The following is a 15518-nucleotide window of genomic DNA, read 5'->3' as shown; positions in this document are numbered from 1 at the left end:
GGTTATGATGACTAAAAGTATAGATGGAAATAGAGATACTAAATAATTCACCTGTGGTTTTAAAAAGAAAATACTAAGAGAAGTCTTTAGACAATCTCTCGTGTATTTTTCTTTTTACAACCAACTATACAGCATCGCATAGACAAAAATGTACGAAAAAGTATACTGATAGCGCAGAATCGCCAACTGCCTATATGAGGAATTTCGGTTGGGTAATTTGTCTAACCGGGGTTTCGACGTTTTAAAGGAGGGTATTATGGAATGATTGAAATAGAAAAGCCAAAGATTGAAACGGTTGAGATTAGTGATGATGCTACATTTGGAAAATTTGTGGTAGAACCGCTCGAACGTGGTTATGGTACAACTCTAGGTAACTCCTTGCGTCGTATCCTGCTATCCTCACTTCCAGGTGCTGCTGTAACTTCAGTTCAAATAGATGGTGCATTACATGAATTTTCTACAATTGATGGTGTAGTTGAGGATGTAACTGCGATTATTTTGAATTTGAAAAAGCTAGCCCTAAAAATCTATTCAGATGAACCAAAGACACTAGAAATAGATGCGCAAGGTGAAGGTGTAGTTACTGCTGCTGATCTTACCTATGATAGTGATGTAGAAGTATTAAATCCAGATCTTCCTATTGCAACACTTAATGCAAAAGGAAGCTTGCGTATGAAAATTACTGCCGGGCGTGGTCGAGGCTATGTTCCAGCTGAGGCAAATAAACACGAAGATCAACCAATTGGTGTTATTCCAGTTGATTCCATTTTCACACCGGTATCGCGTGTTACTTACCAAGTGGAAAATACTCGTGTTGGTCAAAGTGCGAACTACGATAAATTAACACTTGATGTTACAACCGATGGAAGTATACGTCCAGAAGAAGCAATTTCTCTTGGCGCTAAAATCCTATCAGAACATCTAAATATTTTCGTAGGCTTAACGGATGAAGCACAAAATGTAGAAATTATGGTCGAAAAAGAAGAAGATCAAAAAGAAAAAGTAATGGAAATGACAATTGAAGAACTAGATTTATCAGTTCGTTCATACAATTGTCTAAAACGTGCTGGCATTAATACAGTTCAAGAGCTTTCAAATAAATCTGAAGAAGATATGATGAAAGTACGTAATCTTGGTCGTAAATCACTAGAAGAGGTAAAACTTAAACTTGCTGATTTAGGATTAGGCTTACGTAAAGACGACTAATAAATCGGACATCTTTAGAGTTTCAAGAAAGGGAGGGATAGTCCATGGCAAGAAAACTAGGACGTACAACTGATCAGCGACTAGCTTTACTTCGCAATTTAGCATCTGATTTAATTATTCATGAGCGGATTGAAACAACAGAAGCTAAAGCGAAGGAGCTACGTTCTGTTGTAGATAAAATGATTACATTAGGTAAACGTGGTGATCTACACGCTCGACGTCAAGCAGCTGCATTCTTATACAACAAAGAGGCTAATGAAGAAGATACAGTACTTCAAAAGCTTTTCAATGATGTAGCAAAACGCTATGAAGACAGACAAGGTGGATATACACGCGTTCTTAAATTAGGCGAACGCCAAGGTGATGGAGCGAAAATGGCAATTATTGAGCTAGTTTAATCAATCCATACGCGTTAAGGGCAGGACTTGATCTCTTCCGTGAGGTGAAATCCAAGCCCTTTTTTTGTATATTTAAAAGGAATGCTTAGGAATCTGTTAAAATATTCTTATTTGGAATATGTTCTACAGTTTTTTTACTGGCTTGGTTTTTAAATTAACCGTGTGCGTTCAAACAATTACCTTATCTATTAACATACAATCGTATTCATAGTAAAATACATACATAAATAAAACCCACTGGCCTAGCTGAGTTGAGGAGGAGAAAAGATGAGAGAGAAATTTATAGAGTTTAGAAATGTTTCATTTCGTTATGGAGATAATGAGCCTTGGGTATTAAAAAACGTGTCATTTGACATATATAAAGATGAATGGGTTGCCATAATTGGACATAATGGTTCTGGGAAATCAACGATTGCGAAGCTAATGAATGGATTATTATATCCGCAAGAAGGCGAAATTATTATAAATGGATTACCAGTTAATGATAAACATGTTTGGGAAATTCGCAAATTCGTAGGAATGGTATTTCAAAACCCAGATAATCAGTTTGTTGGAACAACTGTCCAAGATGATGTTGCCTTCGGTATGGAAAACCGTGGTGTACCAAGAGAAGAAATGATATTAAGGATTGAAGAAGTATTAAAAGCTGTTCGGATGGAAGAGTATCGATTAACAGAACCACACCGATTATCAGGTGGACAAAAGCAACGTGCGGCGATTGCTGGGGTTCTGGCGATTAAACCAGAAGTTCTCATTCTAGATGAGGCTACAGCAATGTTAGACCCGAGAGGTCGAAAAGAAATAATGCAAACTGTTGCTGAAATACAACAACAAAGTGAAATTTCACTTATTACGATTACACATGATTTACAAGAGGTTGTAAAAGCAGAACGGGTAATAGTGATGAATAATGGAAAAGTATGGGATGAAGCAAAGCCAAGAGAAATCTTTGCAAAAAAAGATGAGTTAAGAAAGATAGGGCTAGATGTACCATTTGTAGCTGTTTTAGCAGATGAATTAATACAAAATGGAATCATGATAAAAAATGAACCTTTAGATCATGATGAAATACTGGAGGAACTATGGACATTACATTCAAAGATGTAAGTTTTATTTATCAAGCAAACTCACCTTTTGCCCATATTGCTTTAAAAGATGTATCTTTTCATATCCCGTCTGGTTCTTTTGTGGCTATCATTGGACATACTGGTTCTGGTAAATCTACGTTAATTCAGCACTTAAATGGACTTATTACTCCAACAAAGGGCGAAGTACGAATTGGTGACTATCGTATTCACTCAGGTAAAAAGCCAGATAGTCTTAAAGAGTTAAGAAGTCGAGTAGGAGTAGTGTTTCAATACCCTGAACACCAGTTATTTGATGAAACAGTAGAAAAAGATATTGCATTTGGTCCGAAGAACTTCGGTGTTCCAGCAGTAGAAATTAGTAAAAGAATCAATGAGATTCTTCCAGCAGTAGGACTTGATGAGAATTTACTAGATAGATCACCCTTTGATTTAAGTGGAGGGCAGATGAGAAGGGTCGCTATTGCTGGTGTTCTTGCAGTTAAACCTGAAATTCTAGTATTGGATGAACCTACAGCTGGACTTGATCCAAAAGGTCAACGCGAAATGATGGATATGTTTTATAACCTTCATAAGGATCAAGGCTTAACAACAGTACTCGTAACACATAGTATGGAGGATGCTGTAAAATATGCTGATCAAGTTATTATTATGAATAAGGGTTCAAAATATATGGAAGGTCCTCCAGAAGAGGTGTTTGTTCAAAGAGAATTACTTAATCAAGTACAGTTAGATATTCCCGAAATAATTCAGTTTTTACATGCATTTGAAACTCGTTTTGGATCTCATATTCCCTTTAAACGACAAACCATTGAGCGTCTAGCTCAAGAAATTAGTCAAGTCGTAAAGGGGGCTGATTTACGTGAATAATGCGATAATTATCGGACAATATGTCCCAGGAAATTCCTTAGTTCATCGCCTGGACCCACGGATGAAAATAACAATTATCTTTTTGTTTGTTATTTTTGTCTTCTTTGCAAATAATGTTCTAAGCTACAGTATCTTGACGTCATTTGCAATTATTACAACAGCAATAACAAAAATACCATTTCGATTTATTCTTAAAGGATTAACTCCTGTTTGGTTTTTAATTATTTTCACTTTCCTTTTACATTTAATTGTTACAAAAGAAGGTATTATTTTATTTGATATATTGGGATTTAAAGTTTACTCTGGTGCACTTATTCAAGGTTTTGCAATTTCTTTACGATTCTTTTTATTAATTTTAATCACATCTTTACTTACTTTAACTACAACACCGATTGAGATAACAGATGCAATTGAAGATATATTACATCCACTTAAAAAAATAAAATTTCCTGTACATGAGCTTGCTTTGATGATGTCTATCTCATTACGGTTTATACCAACCTTACTTCAGGAAACTGATAAAATCTCTAAAGCCCAAGCCTCTAGAGGAGTAGACTTTAGAACAGGGCCGATTAGAGACCGTATCAAAGCTGTTGTCCCTCTTTTAGTGCCATTATTTGTGAGTGCTTTTAAACGGGCAGAAGAACTTGCTATGGCAATGGAAGCCCGTGGCTATCAAGGAGGAGAAGGAAGAACAAAACTACGGGAATTAAAAATCAGGAAATTAGACATTTATGTATTTCTTGTTTTTTTATTAGTAATCGCAGGCATGTTTTATACTAGAAATTATTAAAAAGTTGGAGGCTTAACGATATGCCAAAAGTTAAATGTACAATTGCTTATGATGGTTCACACTTTTTTGGCTATCAAATACAGCCTGACAAACGAACTGTACAAGGTGAATTAGAGAGTGCTCTACAGAAGATTCATAAAAAGAATAGTATCCGCGTTCATGCCTCAGGTAGAACAGATACAGGTGTACATGCGAAAGGTCAAACTATCCATTTTGAATCAGATTTAAAGCTCTCGAGCGAAAGTTGGACTCGAGCGCTAAATGCATTACTCCCTGATGATCTTTATGTACACCAATCCGAAATTGTTCCAGATCAATTTCATGCACGTTTTGATGTCGTAGAAAAAGAATATCGGTACTTTGTGTTAAATAGAGAAGAAAGAGATATATTCAGAAGGAAATATATCTATCATTATCCGTATTCATTAGATATTGAAAAGATAGAACGTGCATGTAAATATTTAATAGGTACACATGACTTTACAACATTTTCTTCTGCAAGAGCAACAGTGAAAGGTGATAAGATACGTACTTTATTTGAAGTATCGTGTCGTTCACATGGCGAGGAATTAGAATTTGTATTTCGTGGTAGCGGCTTTCTATATAATATGGTGCGGATACTAGTTGGAACATTATTATCGGTTGGACAAGGAAAAATAGAACCCAATGATATCATTACTTTGTTAGAAGCAAAAGATCGTAGTATAGCTGGAAAGACTGCTCCCGCAGAAGGACTGTATTTATGGCGAGTAGGATATTGACAAAAATGCTACAACTCCACTCGACATTTCCTGGGAAATATCGACAGTTTTCTTTTGTGTTGATATGATATATAATAAGTTTATGTTTTCACAGAGTATTAGTTATAAATTTAATAAAATTTCTAACCATAACTTGACAAAAGTATGTATTTAGGTGTATTATGGTCTATGGCATTTTATTTTCTATTACCGCGATTAGCCCCGGAACTAATTGTGTTGAAAATATAGTTTAGTGAATGTAAAAATTAAAAAAATGAATGAATGATAATATGGAGGGAAACCAATCATGCGCACAACTTTCATGGCGAATGAAAACAATATCGAACGCAAATGGCTTGTTGTGGATGCTGAAGGCCAACGTCTTGGTCGTCTAGCAAGTGAAGTTGCTGCAATCCTTCGCGGAAAGCATAAGCCTACTTACACTCCACATGTTGATACTGGTGATTATGTAATCATCGTTAATGCAGACAAAATTGAACTAACTGGTAACAAGTTAGCTGACAAAAAGTATTACCGTCACTCTGGACATCCAGGTGGATTAAAAGAACGTAATGCAGAAGAAATGCGTACAAAGTATCCTGAACAAATGTTAGAGCTTGCAATTAAAGGTATGCTTCCAAAAGGAACTTTAGGACGTAAAATGAGTAAGAAATTACATGTATACAGAGGTGCAGAACATAACCATGCTGCACAAAAACCAGAAGTTTACGAACTTCGCGGATAATAAAAGGAGGTAAACACATTGGCACAAGTACAATATTACGGCACAGGTCGTCGTAAAAAATCAACTGCACGTGTACGTTTAGTACCGGGTACTGGAAATGTTACTATCAATGGTCGTGATGCAAAAGACTATTTCCCATATGATACTCAATTATTAATCCTTAACCAACCATTACAAGCTACTGAAACTCAAGGAACATATGATGTTTTAGTTAACGTTAATGGTGGTGGATTTACTGGTCAAGCTGGTGCTATCCGTCATGGTATCGCACGTGCTTTACTAGAAGCTGATCCAGAATATCGTAAAGCACTTAAGAGCGCAGGATTCTTAACTCGTGATCCTCGTATGAAAGAACGTAAGAAATACGGTCTTAAAGGCGCTCGTCGTGCTCCACAGTTCTCAAAACGTTAATTTATCTACGTTTCAAGGCTCTTTTCACTTCGGTGGAAAGGGTCTTTTTTTGTCTGGAAAACCTGTAATATTAAAACGTAAAAATAAAGGGTATACCGCCGTTTTTCAAAACATCTTAGAATACAGTTGTTTTGAATGATGAAAATTTTACCCTTAAACAATACTGACTGTTATTAAAGTATTTTGTCAAACACCCCGTTTTGAAATGATTGGCAGATATCTTACTTTCTATGTTATTTTAGGTACTAAGTAGTGTTATTAGTCAAAATTAAAAGAAAATAATGGATATATGTAGAAACGTGAGCTAAAATATAGCCAAGAGTCCCCAAAAATTTTTATATGGAAAGGGTGAAATGATGACATACTCGATAAATTTAATTAAATTATTGTTTGCAGTCGATGATCATATTTATCGGATTGGAAAAGCAGAATTAATTCGCACACCTTGGAAAGTCATGTTTCTACTGCTATTTCTGTCACTATTTGTATACAGTGGCATGGCTATGTTGGGGATTGGTTCGCAAGCTATATCTAGTGGAGCAACAATCTATACACAATCAGAATTTGAAATGCAAAAATTGTGGTTTATAATCGGTCGAATAATTTATTCATTATTATTTTTCCTTTTTGTTTTATTTGTTCCGTCATTTATATTTTATTTAGTTACAAAGATTCCATATAAAAAATTATTACTTATGCAGACTGTTGTATTATTTGTATTACTGTTAGAAAGGGTTATTTGGATTCCGTTAGTAGTATATTTCGGATTAGACTGGTATGTATCACCTTTATCTTTTGGAATTATTGCTTCTTATCTAACTGATATTTCTTATCTCATCTTTCTTTTTGGTTCAATTTCCATCTTTCAATTATGGATTGTTGGTTTTCAAATTAAGTTTTTAAAGAATTTATCTGCTACTGATAACAGGATTATATGGGCAACTGTAATTTTATTTAACGCTATTGTTTGGGTTGTAACAGCCCTAGTTGCTTATACTGATAATCTAATGGTAAATAGGTGGTTTAACTTATGATGAAGAGGAAATGGAAAAAGTGGTTGTTAATATTATTTATTGGCATAAATTGTATCCTTGTATGGGTGGATAATGGACAAAAAGTAACGAGACAAGCCTTTGTTTCCTCTTGGGAGAGAGTGTATCAGGATGACCTTTTTGAAACAATTGAAGCAGATGGAGTAATTTCATATTCCGGAGAAAGCCCAGTTTATTATGATAAGAATGTTGGAAGTTTCGATAAATTCCTTGTGGAAGAAGGAAGTATTGTTACAGTTGGTGACCCGTTATTTCAATATCGAGTAAATGATTTTGCAGAGATGGAAACCTACTTAAATTATGAACTCGAGAAGGTTGAAGGAGAAATTGACGCAATTGAAACAGCTATATCTGAGATGGTTGCGTACCGTATTCCTAGTCCTTCCATACCTGTGGTAAAGAATTCTGAGGAAGATACTACTGTTGTCGTCGCAACACAAGAACCTGTTGAAGCTGAACTGATGAAAGAACAGTTTGTAATTGAAAAAGAACAAGAATTAAAAGCTAAACAGAGACAAGAAAGTGTAATAAAGGATCAATTAAAGGATTTACAAGAAACGGGAGATACAATAACGGTTACTAGTCCTTTCGAAGGGAAGGTAAAAGAGATCTCAACCACATTAAATGACCCAATTATTCAAATAGAAAATATGGAATTACTAGTAAAAGGTGAATTGACAGAATCGGCTAGAGAACAAGTTGAATTAGAACAATCAGTTGAAGTTTCTTTAAAGAAAGGGGACGAGAAACTCTATGGTTTCATTCAACACGTTGAAGATACACCGTATGAAGTAGATGTAGATATACCAAGTACTTACCCTTTTCGAGTCAGTTTTAATGAAGAGCAACAGCTAGACGCGATTTTACCTGGATACCATGTTGACTTAATGATTACTGTAAATGAGACACTTGATGCTGTGGTTACTAATTCAGAAATTGTTAATAACAATCATGTTTGGAAGTTAAATGAACTTGGAAAATTAGATTATCTACCTGTACAGACTGGTCTTCAAGTAGATGATAAAGTGGAAATTAGTGCTGGTCTGTCGGTCGGAGACTTAGTGACAGATGCGCCTATCTCCAAATCCTTAAAAGGAATGCCGTTTATTACGCCAGTAAAATTCTCTGATGTGGCATGGTTAGATATAGGAAAATATAGGGACAAGCTTTTATATATGACTATAGGTATTTTAGAAAGGTAAAGCTAATTGTGGGAGAGTAGTTGATTAACTACTCTCCACTTTTATTTATCTCTTCAATGGTATGGTGAGATTCTTTTTGAATATACCATTCTCCAATTATTCTTAGTTCTAGAAGTGAAATTCCTCGTTCTTTTGCTACTTTTTCTATTAGGTTATTTTCAAATAACATCCGGTTGAGATGATCTCCTTGTCTTAGTTTCTTCTGAACAAAAACATAAAAACATGCTAATGATTCTGTTGTTAGACCTTCATAAAAGTTTTTTCTCTTCAATCTTTTCTCCTTACAATTACTCAATTGAATTAATAAATAAACTAGAGCTATGTACTATGACACTTGTCCAGTTCAAAACTGTTTGAGGAATATGATATCCCTTTATCTTTAGATATTTTAGAGCTTCTTTTGAATATTAGCAACGATGAGCTATCTTCTCGAAAATAACAAAGGCGATAAAGAACAATAAAGAATTTACTAACTTCAAGTCATAATCGAAAATCTTGTCCCATAAAATAAGTTCTAGGAGATATGAGGGGGAAAAGACATGAATCGATTTGGAAAAATTACGATATGGTTTATTGGATTAATTGTCCTTATTGTATTAGTTAAATTACCTATTAATGAAGAAGGTATTCAAACCACAAGTTTTACACTACCTTTGTCTGGAAAAACTATCGTACTAGATCCAGGGCATGGTGGTCCTGATGGAGGGGCAGTAGGGAAGGATGAAACATTAGAAAAAGATATTGCATTAGCTGTATCTCACGAATTGAAAGAATACCTTATCCAATCTGGAGCGGAAGTGTATTTGACTCGAGAAACTGACAAAGATTTAGCTGATGAAAATACAAAAGGCTTATCAAGGAGAAAAGCAGAGGATATTAGAAGAAGAATGGAGTTCATACATTCTAAAGATGCAGATTTCTATTTGTCGATTCACTTAAACGCGATTCCATCAGCGAAATGGAGAGGGGCGCAGACTTTTTATTATCCGGATTCAGAAGAAGGTAAGCATTTAGCGAAAATGATTCAGGCGGAAATAACGCGGAATTTGGAGAACACAAACAGAGAAGCACTTGCAAAAAATAATATGTACTTATTGAAAAAAGCTGAAATACCTGGGGCGTTGGTAGAAATCGGTTTTCTATCTAATGCAGAAGAAAGAGAGTTACTAAAACAAGGTACCTATCAGCGCCAAATGGCAGCTAGTATCTATGAAGGAATCTTGCGCTATGTAACAGAAGAACCAGAGAAGGAAGTAGAATAACTAGTGATACACCGGACTATGATTCTTATCACTTAGGTTTTGAGTGATTTGTGTTATACTAGCCTTGGACAGTAATATCAAGAAGCTAGAAATGGGAAGGTGATTACATGTTAACAAAAGAAGAGGTTATTCAATTAATCAATCCTGTAAAAGATCCGTTTTTACATAGAACATTTGAAGAAACAGATGGCATTAAAGAAGTGACGATAAAAGAAGATAAAAAACATGTTAGTGTAAAGCTTGCCATCGGTAAAACAAATACTGGAGAACAAATGCAACTACAACAAGAGGTTGTAGGAATACTTAAGCGTAATGGTGCAGTAACGGTTGGACTTCGATTTGAACAGTTACCCGATGAAGTAATTCAAAAGTATCAGCCTGCAATTGAAAGCGCTAAAGAAAAAGCCCTTATGGGTGGAAATAAACAACCGAACTTCCTTGCAATTGCTAGTGGTAAGGGGGGCGTTGGTAAGTCAACAGTAACAGTAAACCTAGCTGTTTCCTTAATGAGACTTGGTAAAAGAGTAGGAATTATTGATGCAGATATCTATGGTTTTAGTGTACCGGATATGATGGGGATTGAAGAGCGTCCTGTTGTTCGTGGTGGTAAGATTATTCCAGTTGAGCGTTTTGGAGTAAAAGTAATATCAATGGGCTTTTTTGTTGAAGATAACTCACCAATAATATGGCGTGGACCGATGTTAGGTAAAATGCTAAATAGCTTCTTTAAAGAAGTAGAGTGGGGAGATCTAGATTACCTTTTACTAGATTTACCGCCAGGAACTGGTGATATTGCAATGGATGTTCATGAGTTACTACCATCATGTAAGGAAATCATTGTAACAACTCCACATCCAACTGCTGCATTCGTCGCAGCTCGCGCAGGACAAATGGCTTTGAAAACAGACCATGAAATTTTAGGTGTGGTTGAAAACATGGCTTACTACAAGAGTCCAAAAACAGGAGAAAAAGAATATGTATTTGGACAAGGTGGCGGGAAGAAACTTGCCGAAGTACTAAAGACTAAAGTGCTAGGACAGCTTCCGATTCAACAACCGTATGAGGAAGAGGATGTTTTTGCGCCTTCTGTATATCAAGAGGATCATCCAAATGGAAAAGAGTACCACAAAATTGCAGCAAAAGTGATTGCTAAAGTAGAAGAAGAATAAAGTGAAAAAGGTCAGTTCCCCGATACATTGGGAAATGACCTTTTTGATTTCCATTATCCGCCACCTTCAGAACCGCCACCTTCAGAACCGCCACCGCCTGAACCTTCACCACCGGATCCGCCACCTTGTCCATCACCAGATTCAGAACCACTTCCACCGCCGCCTTTACTTTGTTCTTCTGCGGCTTTTAGTAAGATGTCTTGTATTTTAGCTAGGAAAAGCGGTGATTCTAACGTTGTTTGAATTGTTTCTTCCAAATGGGCACGAAATTCTTGGCTCTTAAGAGTCTTTGTTGTTTGTTCCATCATTTCAGGGTTTTGCAGTATTTCTAACATTTGTTTCTGATACTCCGAATCCTTCATCAAATCAGTTAATAACTTCTTTAAATCTTCTTCGATGGATTTATAATAAGTTTCGACGAACTTAGGGTCTTCAAATAACTTTTTCCACATTTCTGCACCTTTGTCTGATGCTAATGTTTCGTCAATTGCTTTCTTTACTGTAGAAGATTCAATTACTAATTGTTTTTGCATTTTTTCATCACTTAATATTTCACCAAGAGCTTTTTTACCATCTTCCGTTTGTAAAATATCAACAACCATCTTCTTGGTGGCATCATAATCGGTTTCTTTAGGTGCTGCTTGACCACCACATGCACTTAAGATGAGGAAAAAAACACTAACTAATGGAAAACAAATAATACGTAGCATGAAAATCCTCCTTCCACTACCATTAATATGAGAAGGGAAAAGTAAAAATATGCGCTTGATAAAGGAAAAAAGAAGTTGTTCGTGTTAAAATACCATTGTAATAGTAAATTCTTTTATACATTTAAACAATTTCAGGAGGACATGTTAATTGAATACACGTAAAGTAGTAAATCTGTTTTTCAAAACGTTAGCAATAGGAGGACTAGTTGGCCTTATTGTAAGTTTCTTTGTTAATATTGGTGGGGCATATACTGAAAATCTTCAACCGTTTAACTTAATGGGCTTAGTTGGAGTTATTCTTTTCTTTATTGGACATGGTTTATTGTATAGTGTTGTAAGTCAGACAGGATTTTTCGCTTATTTATACGTACATCGGTTAGGGTTAAGCATTTTTCGTTCTTTTTGGCCAATTGTACAAGTTGTATTAATCATATTTGTGTTATTTGATTTAGTATATTTCCCTTATAAAGGTTCTGATGGAGAAGTATCTTTAATTTGGTTTATACTAGGTGCTTTTCTGCTATTAACTTATAGCTGGATTATTGCAAAAATTAAAGCAAAAGAAACGAAGGCTCATGCTTTCATACCTGCACTATTTTTTATGGTTGTTTTTACAGTAATTGAGTGGGTACCTGCGTTACGTATTGGCTTTGTAGGTGCAGATTTCTCGCTGATTATGGTATTAACTTTACTAGCATGTAATACATATCAATTATTAATCCTTCATCGTCTGCATAATAGCCCAAAGGCAAAAAAATAAGAAAAAAGAACCTGGGATATGTCAGGTTCTTTTTTTAATCTACTATATTTGACTCAGCATGGGCCTGATTCATCATTTCTGAAACAGTAACAAATTTAAATCCTTTATTTTTTAAACCAGGTAAAATAACTTTGAGTGAATCGGCAGTTTGTTTTACTGAATCGGATGCGTGGAGTAATATAATGTCACCATTATTTGTTTGAGACATGATGTGATCTACAATTTTTTGTGTACCTGGATTTTGCCAATCGTTAGGATTAATATTCCAATGGATAACTTTGTGCCCTAGGTCTTCGGCAAGTTTAATAATTTCATCATTAAAATGACCGCTTGGAGCACGAACAAGTTCCAGATCCTTGTATCCTAACTTTCCAAATATCTCTTTTGCATAGAGTAGATCTTTTCTAACCTGTGAAATTTCTTGATCAAGATAACTCTTATAACGATAACCAAGCATACCAATTTCATGTTTGCTTTCAGATATTTCTTTTAATATATCTGGATGTTTTTCGGCCCATTCACCACTAACGAAGAAAGTGGCGCGGACTTGATGTTGTTCTAATTGCTTTAAAATATCATGTACCTTTTGTTCCCCCCAGCTAATATTAAATGTTAGTGCAATATTTGGTTCCTCACTACTTCCTTTAGCTAATGCTGTCGGTTTGTCTTTGGAGAAGACAGATAATGTTCCATTATTTTCAAACCATAAAAATCCAGCAGTAAAAAAAGCTAGTATGACAACAAGAGTCCATCTCTTTAAGCGATTAAAACGAAGTACATAAAAGTGATTCATCGAATTACCTCCCTAATGAACAAGCTATTATTACATCTTATGAGACAGATAGTGAAATATGAACAAGCTATCTTTTAAATTAAGAGGAATTTTTTATGAATAAATCCTAAAAATGTGTAAACGATATAAAATACTCCCATCATGCTAGTTTAAGATTTGGGAAGTTGACTATATATGTTCCAGCTGGTGAGGTGAATTTGATGCTTGGTTTAATGATTAATCATATAGAACAAAAAGAACTAGAATACTTAATCAAAAGAGAGTTAGATGAAATATTATTTGATTTAGATGATAACCGTATAGACAATTTAGTGAAGGGAGCTATGAAAGAGAGATATAAGATTTTATTTCAACTATTAAGAAGAGTAGCTAATGAGAGAGAGTGTATTCGTTATATGCCAAAGAGAAGAACCCAAAGCGAATGATAGATCGTTAAATAATCTAATACACTATTAACGAAAATTTCTGAAGAGACTTTTTTTGTAAAAGACCATTGATTTTATTATGTACCTATGGTATATTAATTTTTGTTGTCAGATACAAATAAATGTCGACAACATTCTCGAAAAAAGGTTTTAAAAAAGTTGTTGACAAGAAACAACAAACCTGTTAATATATATCTTGTCGCTAAAAACGACAAACAAAAGATTGTTCCTTGAAAACTGAACAAAACAACCAGTATGTAAGANCCTTAGAGACTATGAGGTTGATAGGTCCGAGGTGGAAGCGTGGTGACACGTGGAGCTGACGGATACTAATAGATCGAGGACTTAACTAACTTAATTTGATTGTCGTTTGTTTACTCTTATTTAGTTTTTAGGGTATAAAAAACTTTTTTAAAAAAACCCTTGCATTTCTAATCAGAAATGAATATAATAAAGCTTGTCTTGATTTTAATTTAAAAATGTCTGGTAGCGATAGCGAGAAGGTCACACCTGTTCCCATACCGAACACAGAAGTTAAGCTTCTCAGCGCCGATGGTAGTTAGGGCATTGCCCTTGCGAGAGTAGGACGCCGCCAGGCGGAGGATTAGCTCAGCTGGGAGAGCACCTGCCTTACAAGCAGGGGGTCGCAGGTTCGAGCCCTGCATCCTCCACCATTACGCCGGCCTAGCTCAATTGGTAGAGCAACTGACTTGTAATCAGTAGGTTGGGGGTTCAAGTCCTCTGGCCGGCACCATTTAACGAGCCATTAGCTCAGTCGGTAGAGCATCTGACTTTTAATCAGAGGGTCGAAGGTTCGAATCCTTCATGGCTCACCATTTATAAATGCGGGTGTGGCGGAATTGGCAGACGCGCTAGACTTAGGATCTAGTATCTTCGGATGTGGGGGTTCGACTCCCTTCACCCGCACCACTTAATTTAATACGTTTGCGGAAGTAGTTCAGTGGTAGAACACCACCTTGCCAAGGTGGGGGTCGCGGGTTCGAATCCCGTCTTCCGCTCCAGATAACATATAGTGCCGGGGTGGCGGAACTGGCAGACGCACAGGACTTAAAATCCTGCGGTAGGTGACTACCGTACCGGTTCGATTCCGGTCCTCGGCACCATATGCGCCCGTAGCTCAATTGGATAGAGCGTTTGACTACGGATCAAAAGGTTAGGGGTTCGACTCCTCTCGGGCGCGCCATAAATTACGGGAAGTAGCTCAGCTTGGTAGAGCACATGGTTTGGGACCATGGGGTCGCAGGTTCGAATCCTGTCTTCCCGACCATGAACTTAATTCGGGGCCTTAGCTCAGCTGGGAGAGCGCCTGCCTTGCACGCAGGAGGTCAGCGGTTCGATCCCGCTAGGCTCCACCATTATAGTTTTTACATTTTTTGCTCCTTGAAAACTGAACAAAACAACCAGTATGTAAGAAAAAACATACCCTGTTTTTTCTATTAAATAAATCTAAAGCTAGCGTGCTTTAGTAGCTAAGAATATAATTGACTCGTTCAGTTATTATAAACTTTACTTTTTTGGAGAGTTTGATCTTGGCTCAGGACGAACGCTGGCGGCGTGCCTAATACATGCAAGTCGAGCGAGTGAAACTAACTGATCCCTTCGGGGTGATGTTAGTGGATCTAGCGGCGGACGGGTGAGTAACACGTGGGCAACCTGCCTGTAAGACTGGGATAACTTGCGGAAACGTGAGCTAATACCGGATGATACTTTTCACCTCATGGTGAGAAGGTGAAAGGCGGCTTCGGCTGCCACTTACAGATGGGCCCGCGGCGCATTAGCTAGTTGGTGAGGTAACGGCTCACCAAGGCGACGATGCGTAGCCGACCTGAGAGGGTGATCGGCCACACTGGGACTGAGACACGGCCCAGACTCCTAC

The 15518-nt window shown here is 36.5% G+C and carries 17 protein-coding genes, 9 tRNA genes and 2 rRNA genes; 25 read left to right on the top strand and 3 right to left on the bottom strand.

What is annotated here, in order from left to right; translation table 11 throughout:
• The first annotated feature begins 261 nt into the window (after positions 1-261).
• The 10 genes from IEV35_RS16855 to IEV35_RS16810 all read left to right on the top strand — a co-directional run bounded on the left by IEV35_RS16855 (position 262) and on the right by IEV35_RS16810 (position 8502).
• Complete coding sequence (locus IEV35_RS16855; protein ID WP_188385826.1) at positions 262-1206, top strand: DNA-directed RNA polymerase subunit alpha; 945 nt, start codon at positions 262-264, stop codon at positions 1204-1206.
• A gap of 44 nt (positions 1207-1250) precedes the next feature.
• Positions 1251-1604: a 50S ribosomal protein L17 gene (gene rplQ / locus IEV35_RS16850; RefSeq protein ID WP_186871278.1), complete on the top strand. Its 354-nt coding sequence runs from the start codon at positions 1251-1253 to the stop codon at positions 1602-1604.
• Positions 1605-1871: 267 nt separating this feature from the next.
• The gene (locus tag IEV35_RS16845; RefSeq protein ID WP_188385825.1) at positions 1872-2711 is read left to right on the top strand and encodes an energy-coupling factor ABC transporter ATP-binding protein; all 840 of its coding nucleotides are present in this window, start codon (positions 1872-1874) and stop codon (positions 2709-2711) included.
• Complete coding sequence (locus tag IEV35_RS16840) at positions 2687-3559, top strand: energy-coupling factor ABC transporter ATP-binding protein (RefSeq protein ID WP_188385824.1); 873 nt, start codon at positions 2687-2689, stop codon at positions 3557-3559. Before IEV35_RS16845 ends, IEV35_RS16840 begins: the two co-directional genes overlap by 25 nt.
• Positions 3552-4352, top strand: coding sequence for an energy-coupling factor transporter transmembrane component T family protein (locus IEV35_RS16835; protein ID WP_188385823.1), 801 nt, complete (start codon positions 3552-3554; stop codon positions 4350-4352). The genes IEV35_RS16840 and IEV35_RS16835 overlap by 8 nt, the downstream gene beginning before the upstream one ends.
• 20 nt (positions 4353-4372) lie before the next feature.
• Positions 4373-5113 (top strand): tRNA pseudouridine(38-40) synthase TruA, encoded by a 741-nt coding sequence (gene truA / locus IEV35_RS16830; protein ID WP_188385822.1) that lies wholly within the window; start codon positions 4373-4375, stop codon positions 5111-5113.
• Positions 5114-5399: 286 nt separating this feature from the next.
• On the top strand, positions 5400-5837 hold the full coding sequence (gene rplM / locus IEV35_RS16825) for a 50S ribosomal protein L13 (RefSeq protein ID WP_188385821.1): 438 nt from the start codon (positions 5400-5402) through the stop codon (positions 5835-5837).
• Between the two features lie 18 nt (positions 5838-5855).
• Positions 5856-6248 (top strand): 30S ribosomal protein S9, encoded by a 393-nt coding sequence (gene rpsI / locus IEV35_RS16820; protein ID WP_188385820.1) that lies wholly within the window; start codon positions 5856-5858, stop codon positions 6246-6248.
• Between the two features lie 356 nt (positions 6249-6604).
• The gene (locus IEV35_RS16815; RefSeq protein WP_188385819.1) at positions 6605-7282 is read left to right on the top strand and encodes a hypothetical protein; all 678 of its coding nucleotides are present in this window, start codon (positions 6605-6607) and stop codon (positions 7280-7282) included.
• The gene (locus IEV35_RS16810) at positions 7279-8502 is read left to right on the top strand and encodes an efflux RND transporter periplasmic adaptor subunit (RefSeq protein WP_188385818.1); all 1224 of its coding nucleotides are present in this window, start codon (positions 7279-7281) and stop codon (positions 8500-8502) included. Before IEV35_RS16815 ends, IEV35_RS16810 begins: the two co-directional genes overlap by 4 nt.
• 28 nt (positions 8503-8530) lie before the next feature.
• Here the strand turns inward: IEV35_RS16810 and IEV35_RS16805 are convergent, their stop codons facing one another.
• On the bottom strand, positions 8531-8773 hold the full coding sequence (locus IEV35_RS16805; protein WP_188385817.1) for a hypothetical protein: 243 nt from the start codon (positions 8771-8773) through the stop codon (positions 8531-8533).
• Between the two features lie 268 nt (positions 8774-9041).
• Here IEV35_RS16805 and cwlD point away from each other — a divergent pair, with 268 nt between their 5' ends.
• Positions 9042-9764: an N-acetylmuramoyl-L-alanine amidase CwlD gene (gene cwlD, locus IEV35_RS16800; protein WP_188385816.1), complete on the top strand. Its 723-nt coding sequence runs from the start codon at positions 9042-9044 to the stop codon at positions 9762-9764.
• Positions 9765-9871: 107 nt separating this feature from the next.
• Entirely contained in the window at positions 9872-10933 is a 1062-nt protein-coding gene (gene salA / locus IEV35_RS16795; RefSeq protein ID WP_188385815.1) for an iron-sulfur carrier protein/transcriptional regulator SalA, read from the top strand.
• Positions 10934-10986: 53 nt separating this feature from the next.
• Here the strand turns inward: salA and gerD are convergent, their stop codons facing one another.
• Positions 10987-11643: a spore germination lipoprotein GerD gene (gene gerD, locus IEV35_RS16790; protein WP_188385814.1), complete on the bottom strand. Its 657-nt coding sequence runs from the start codon at positions 11641-11643 to the stop codon at positions 10987-10989.
• Between the two features lie 148 nt (positions 11644-11791).
• Here gerD and IEV35_RS16785 point away from each other — a divergent pair, with 148 nt between their 5' ends.
• Positions 11792-12403, top strand: coding sequence for a KinB-signaling pathway activation protein (locus IEV35_RS16785; RefSeq protein WP_188385813.1), 612 nt, complete (start codon positions 11792-11794; stop codon positions 12401-12403).
• Between the two features lie 34 nt (positions 12404-12437).
• Here IEV35_RS16785 and pdaB read toward each other — a convergent pair whose 3' ends face one another.
• Positions 12438-13196, bottom strand: coding sequence for a polysaccharide deacetylase family sporulation protein PdaB (gene pdaB, locus IEV35_RS16780; RefSeq protein ID WP_188385812.1), 759 nt, complete (start codon positions 13194-13196; stop codon positions 12438-12440).
• A gap of 200 nt (positions 13197-13396) precedes the next feature.
• Between pdaB and IEV35_RS16775 the strand changes: the two genes are divergently transcribed.
• The 12 genes from IEV35_RS16775 to IEV35_RS16720 form a co-directional block, all read left to right on the top strand.
• Complete coding sequence (locus tag IEV35_RS16775) at positions 13397-13621, top strand: hypothetical protein (RefSeq protein ID WP_188385873.1); 225 nt, start codon at positions 13397-13399, stop codon at positions 13619-13621.
• Positions 13622-14103: 482 nt separating this feature from the next.
• Positions 14104-14219, top strand: a 5S ribosomal RNA gene (gene rrf, locus IEV35_RS16770).
• Positions 14220-14295, top strand: a tRNA-Val gene (locus IEV35_RS16765).
• 4 nt (positions 14296-14299) lie between these two features.
• Positions 14300-14375 (top strand) — tRNA-Thr (locus IEV35_RS16760).
• A 6-nt stretch (positions 14376-14381) separates the two neighbouring features.
• Positions 14382-14457, top strand: a tRNA-Lys gene (locus IEV35_RS16755).
• Between the two features lie 9 nt (positions 14458-14466).
• Positions 14467-14551, top strand: a tRNA-Leu gene (locus tag IEV35_RS16750).
• A 17-nt stretch (positions 14552-14568) separates the two neighbouring features.
• A tRNA-Gly gene (locus IEV35_RS16745) sits at positions 14569-14643 on the top strand.
• Positions 14644-14656: 13 nt separating this feature from the next.
• Positions 14657-14745: transfer RNA gene (locus tag IEV35_RS16740), tRNA-Leu, on the top strand.
• Positions 14746-14748: 3 nt separating this feature from the next.
• Positions 14749-14825, top strand: a tRNA-Arg gene (locus tag IEV35_RS16735).
• A gap of 7 nt (positions 14826-14832) precedes the next feature.
• Positions 14833-14909 (top strand) — tRNA-Pro (locus tag IEV35_RS16730).
• 12 nt (positions 14910-14921) lie between these two features.
• Positions 14922-14997 (top strand) — tRNA-Ala (locus IEV35_RS16725).
• A 156-nt stretch (positions 14998-15153) separates the two neighbouring features.
• Positions 15154-15518, top strand: a 16S ribosomal RNA gene (locus tag IEV35_RS16720); the annotation flags it as partial.

This window comes from Ornithinibacillus halotolerans (assembly GCF_014637405.1).
GTDB classification, from domain to species: Bacteria; Bacillota; Bacilli; order Bacillales; family Amphibacillaceae; genus Ornithinibacillus; species Ornithinibacillus halotolerans.
This window is presented reverse-complemented; position numbering and strand designations above follow the sequence as displayed.

What these genes read in the sequence shown, in the direction of transcription:
- IEV35_RS16855 (WP_188385826.1), top strand. Translation starts at nt 262, where the DNA reads ATGATTGAAATAGAAAAGCCAAAGATTGAAACGGTTGAGATTAGTGAT.
- IEV35_RS16810 (WP_188385818.1), top strand. Translation starts at nt 7,279, where the DNA reads ATGATGAAGAGGAAATGGAAAAAGTGGTTGTTAATATTATTTATTGGC.
- IEV35_RS16775 (WP_188385873.1), top strand. Translation starts at nt 13,397, where the DNA reads ATGCTTGGTTTAATGATTAATCATATAGAACAAAAAGAACTAGAATAC.
- gerD (WP_188385814.1), bottom strand. Translation starts at nt 11,643, where the DNA reads ATGCTACGTATTATTTGTTTTCCATTAGTTAGTGTTTTTTTCCTCATC.
- rplM (WP_188385821.1), top strand. Translation starts at nt 5,400, where the DNA reads ATGCGCACAACTTTCATGGCGAATGAAAACAATATCGAACGCAAATGG.
- IEV35_RS16815 (WP_188385819.1), top strand. Translation starts at nt 6,605, where the DNA reads ATGACATACTCGATAAATTTAATTAAATTATTGTTTGCAGTCGATGAT.
- IEV35_RS16840 (WP_188385824.1), top strand. Translation starts at nt 2,687, where the DNA reads ATGGACATTACATTCAAAGATGTAAGTTTTATTTATCAAGCAAACTCA.
- pdaB (WP_188385812.1), bottom strand. Translation starts at nt 13,196, where the DNA reads ATGAATCACTTTTATGTACTTCGTTTTAATCGCTTAAAGAGATGGACT.
- truA (WP_188385822.1), top strand. Translation starts at nt 4,373, where the DNA reads ATGCCAAAAGTTAAATGTACAATTGCTTATGATGGTTCACACTTTTTT.
- rplQ (WP_186871278.1), top strand. Translation starts at nt 1,251, where the DNA reads ATGGCAAGAAAACTAGGACGTACAACTGATCAGCGACTAGCTTTACTT.
- IEV35_RS16845 (WP_188385825.1), top strand. Translation starts at nt 1,872, where the DNA reads ATGAGAGAGAAATTTATAGAGTTTAGAAATGTTTCATTTCGTTATGGA.
- cwlD (WP_188385816.1), top strand. Translation starts at nt 9,042, where the DNA reads ATGAATCGATTTGGAAAAATTACGATATGGTTTATTGGATTAATTGTC.
- salA (WP_188385815.1), top strand. Translation starts at nt 9,872, where the DNA reads ATGTTAACAAAAGAAGAGGTTATTCAATTAATCAATCCTGTAAAAGAT.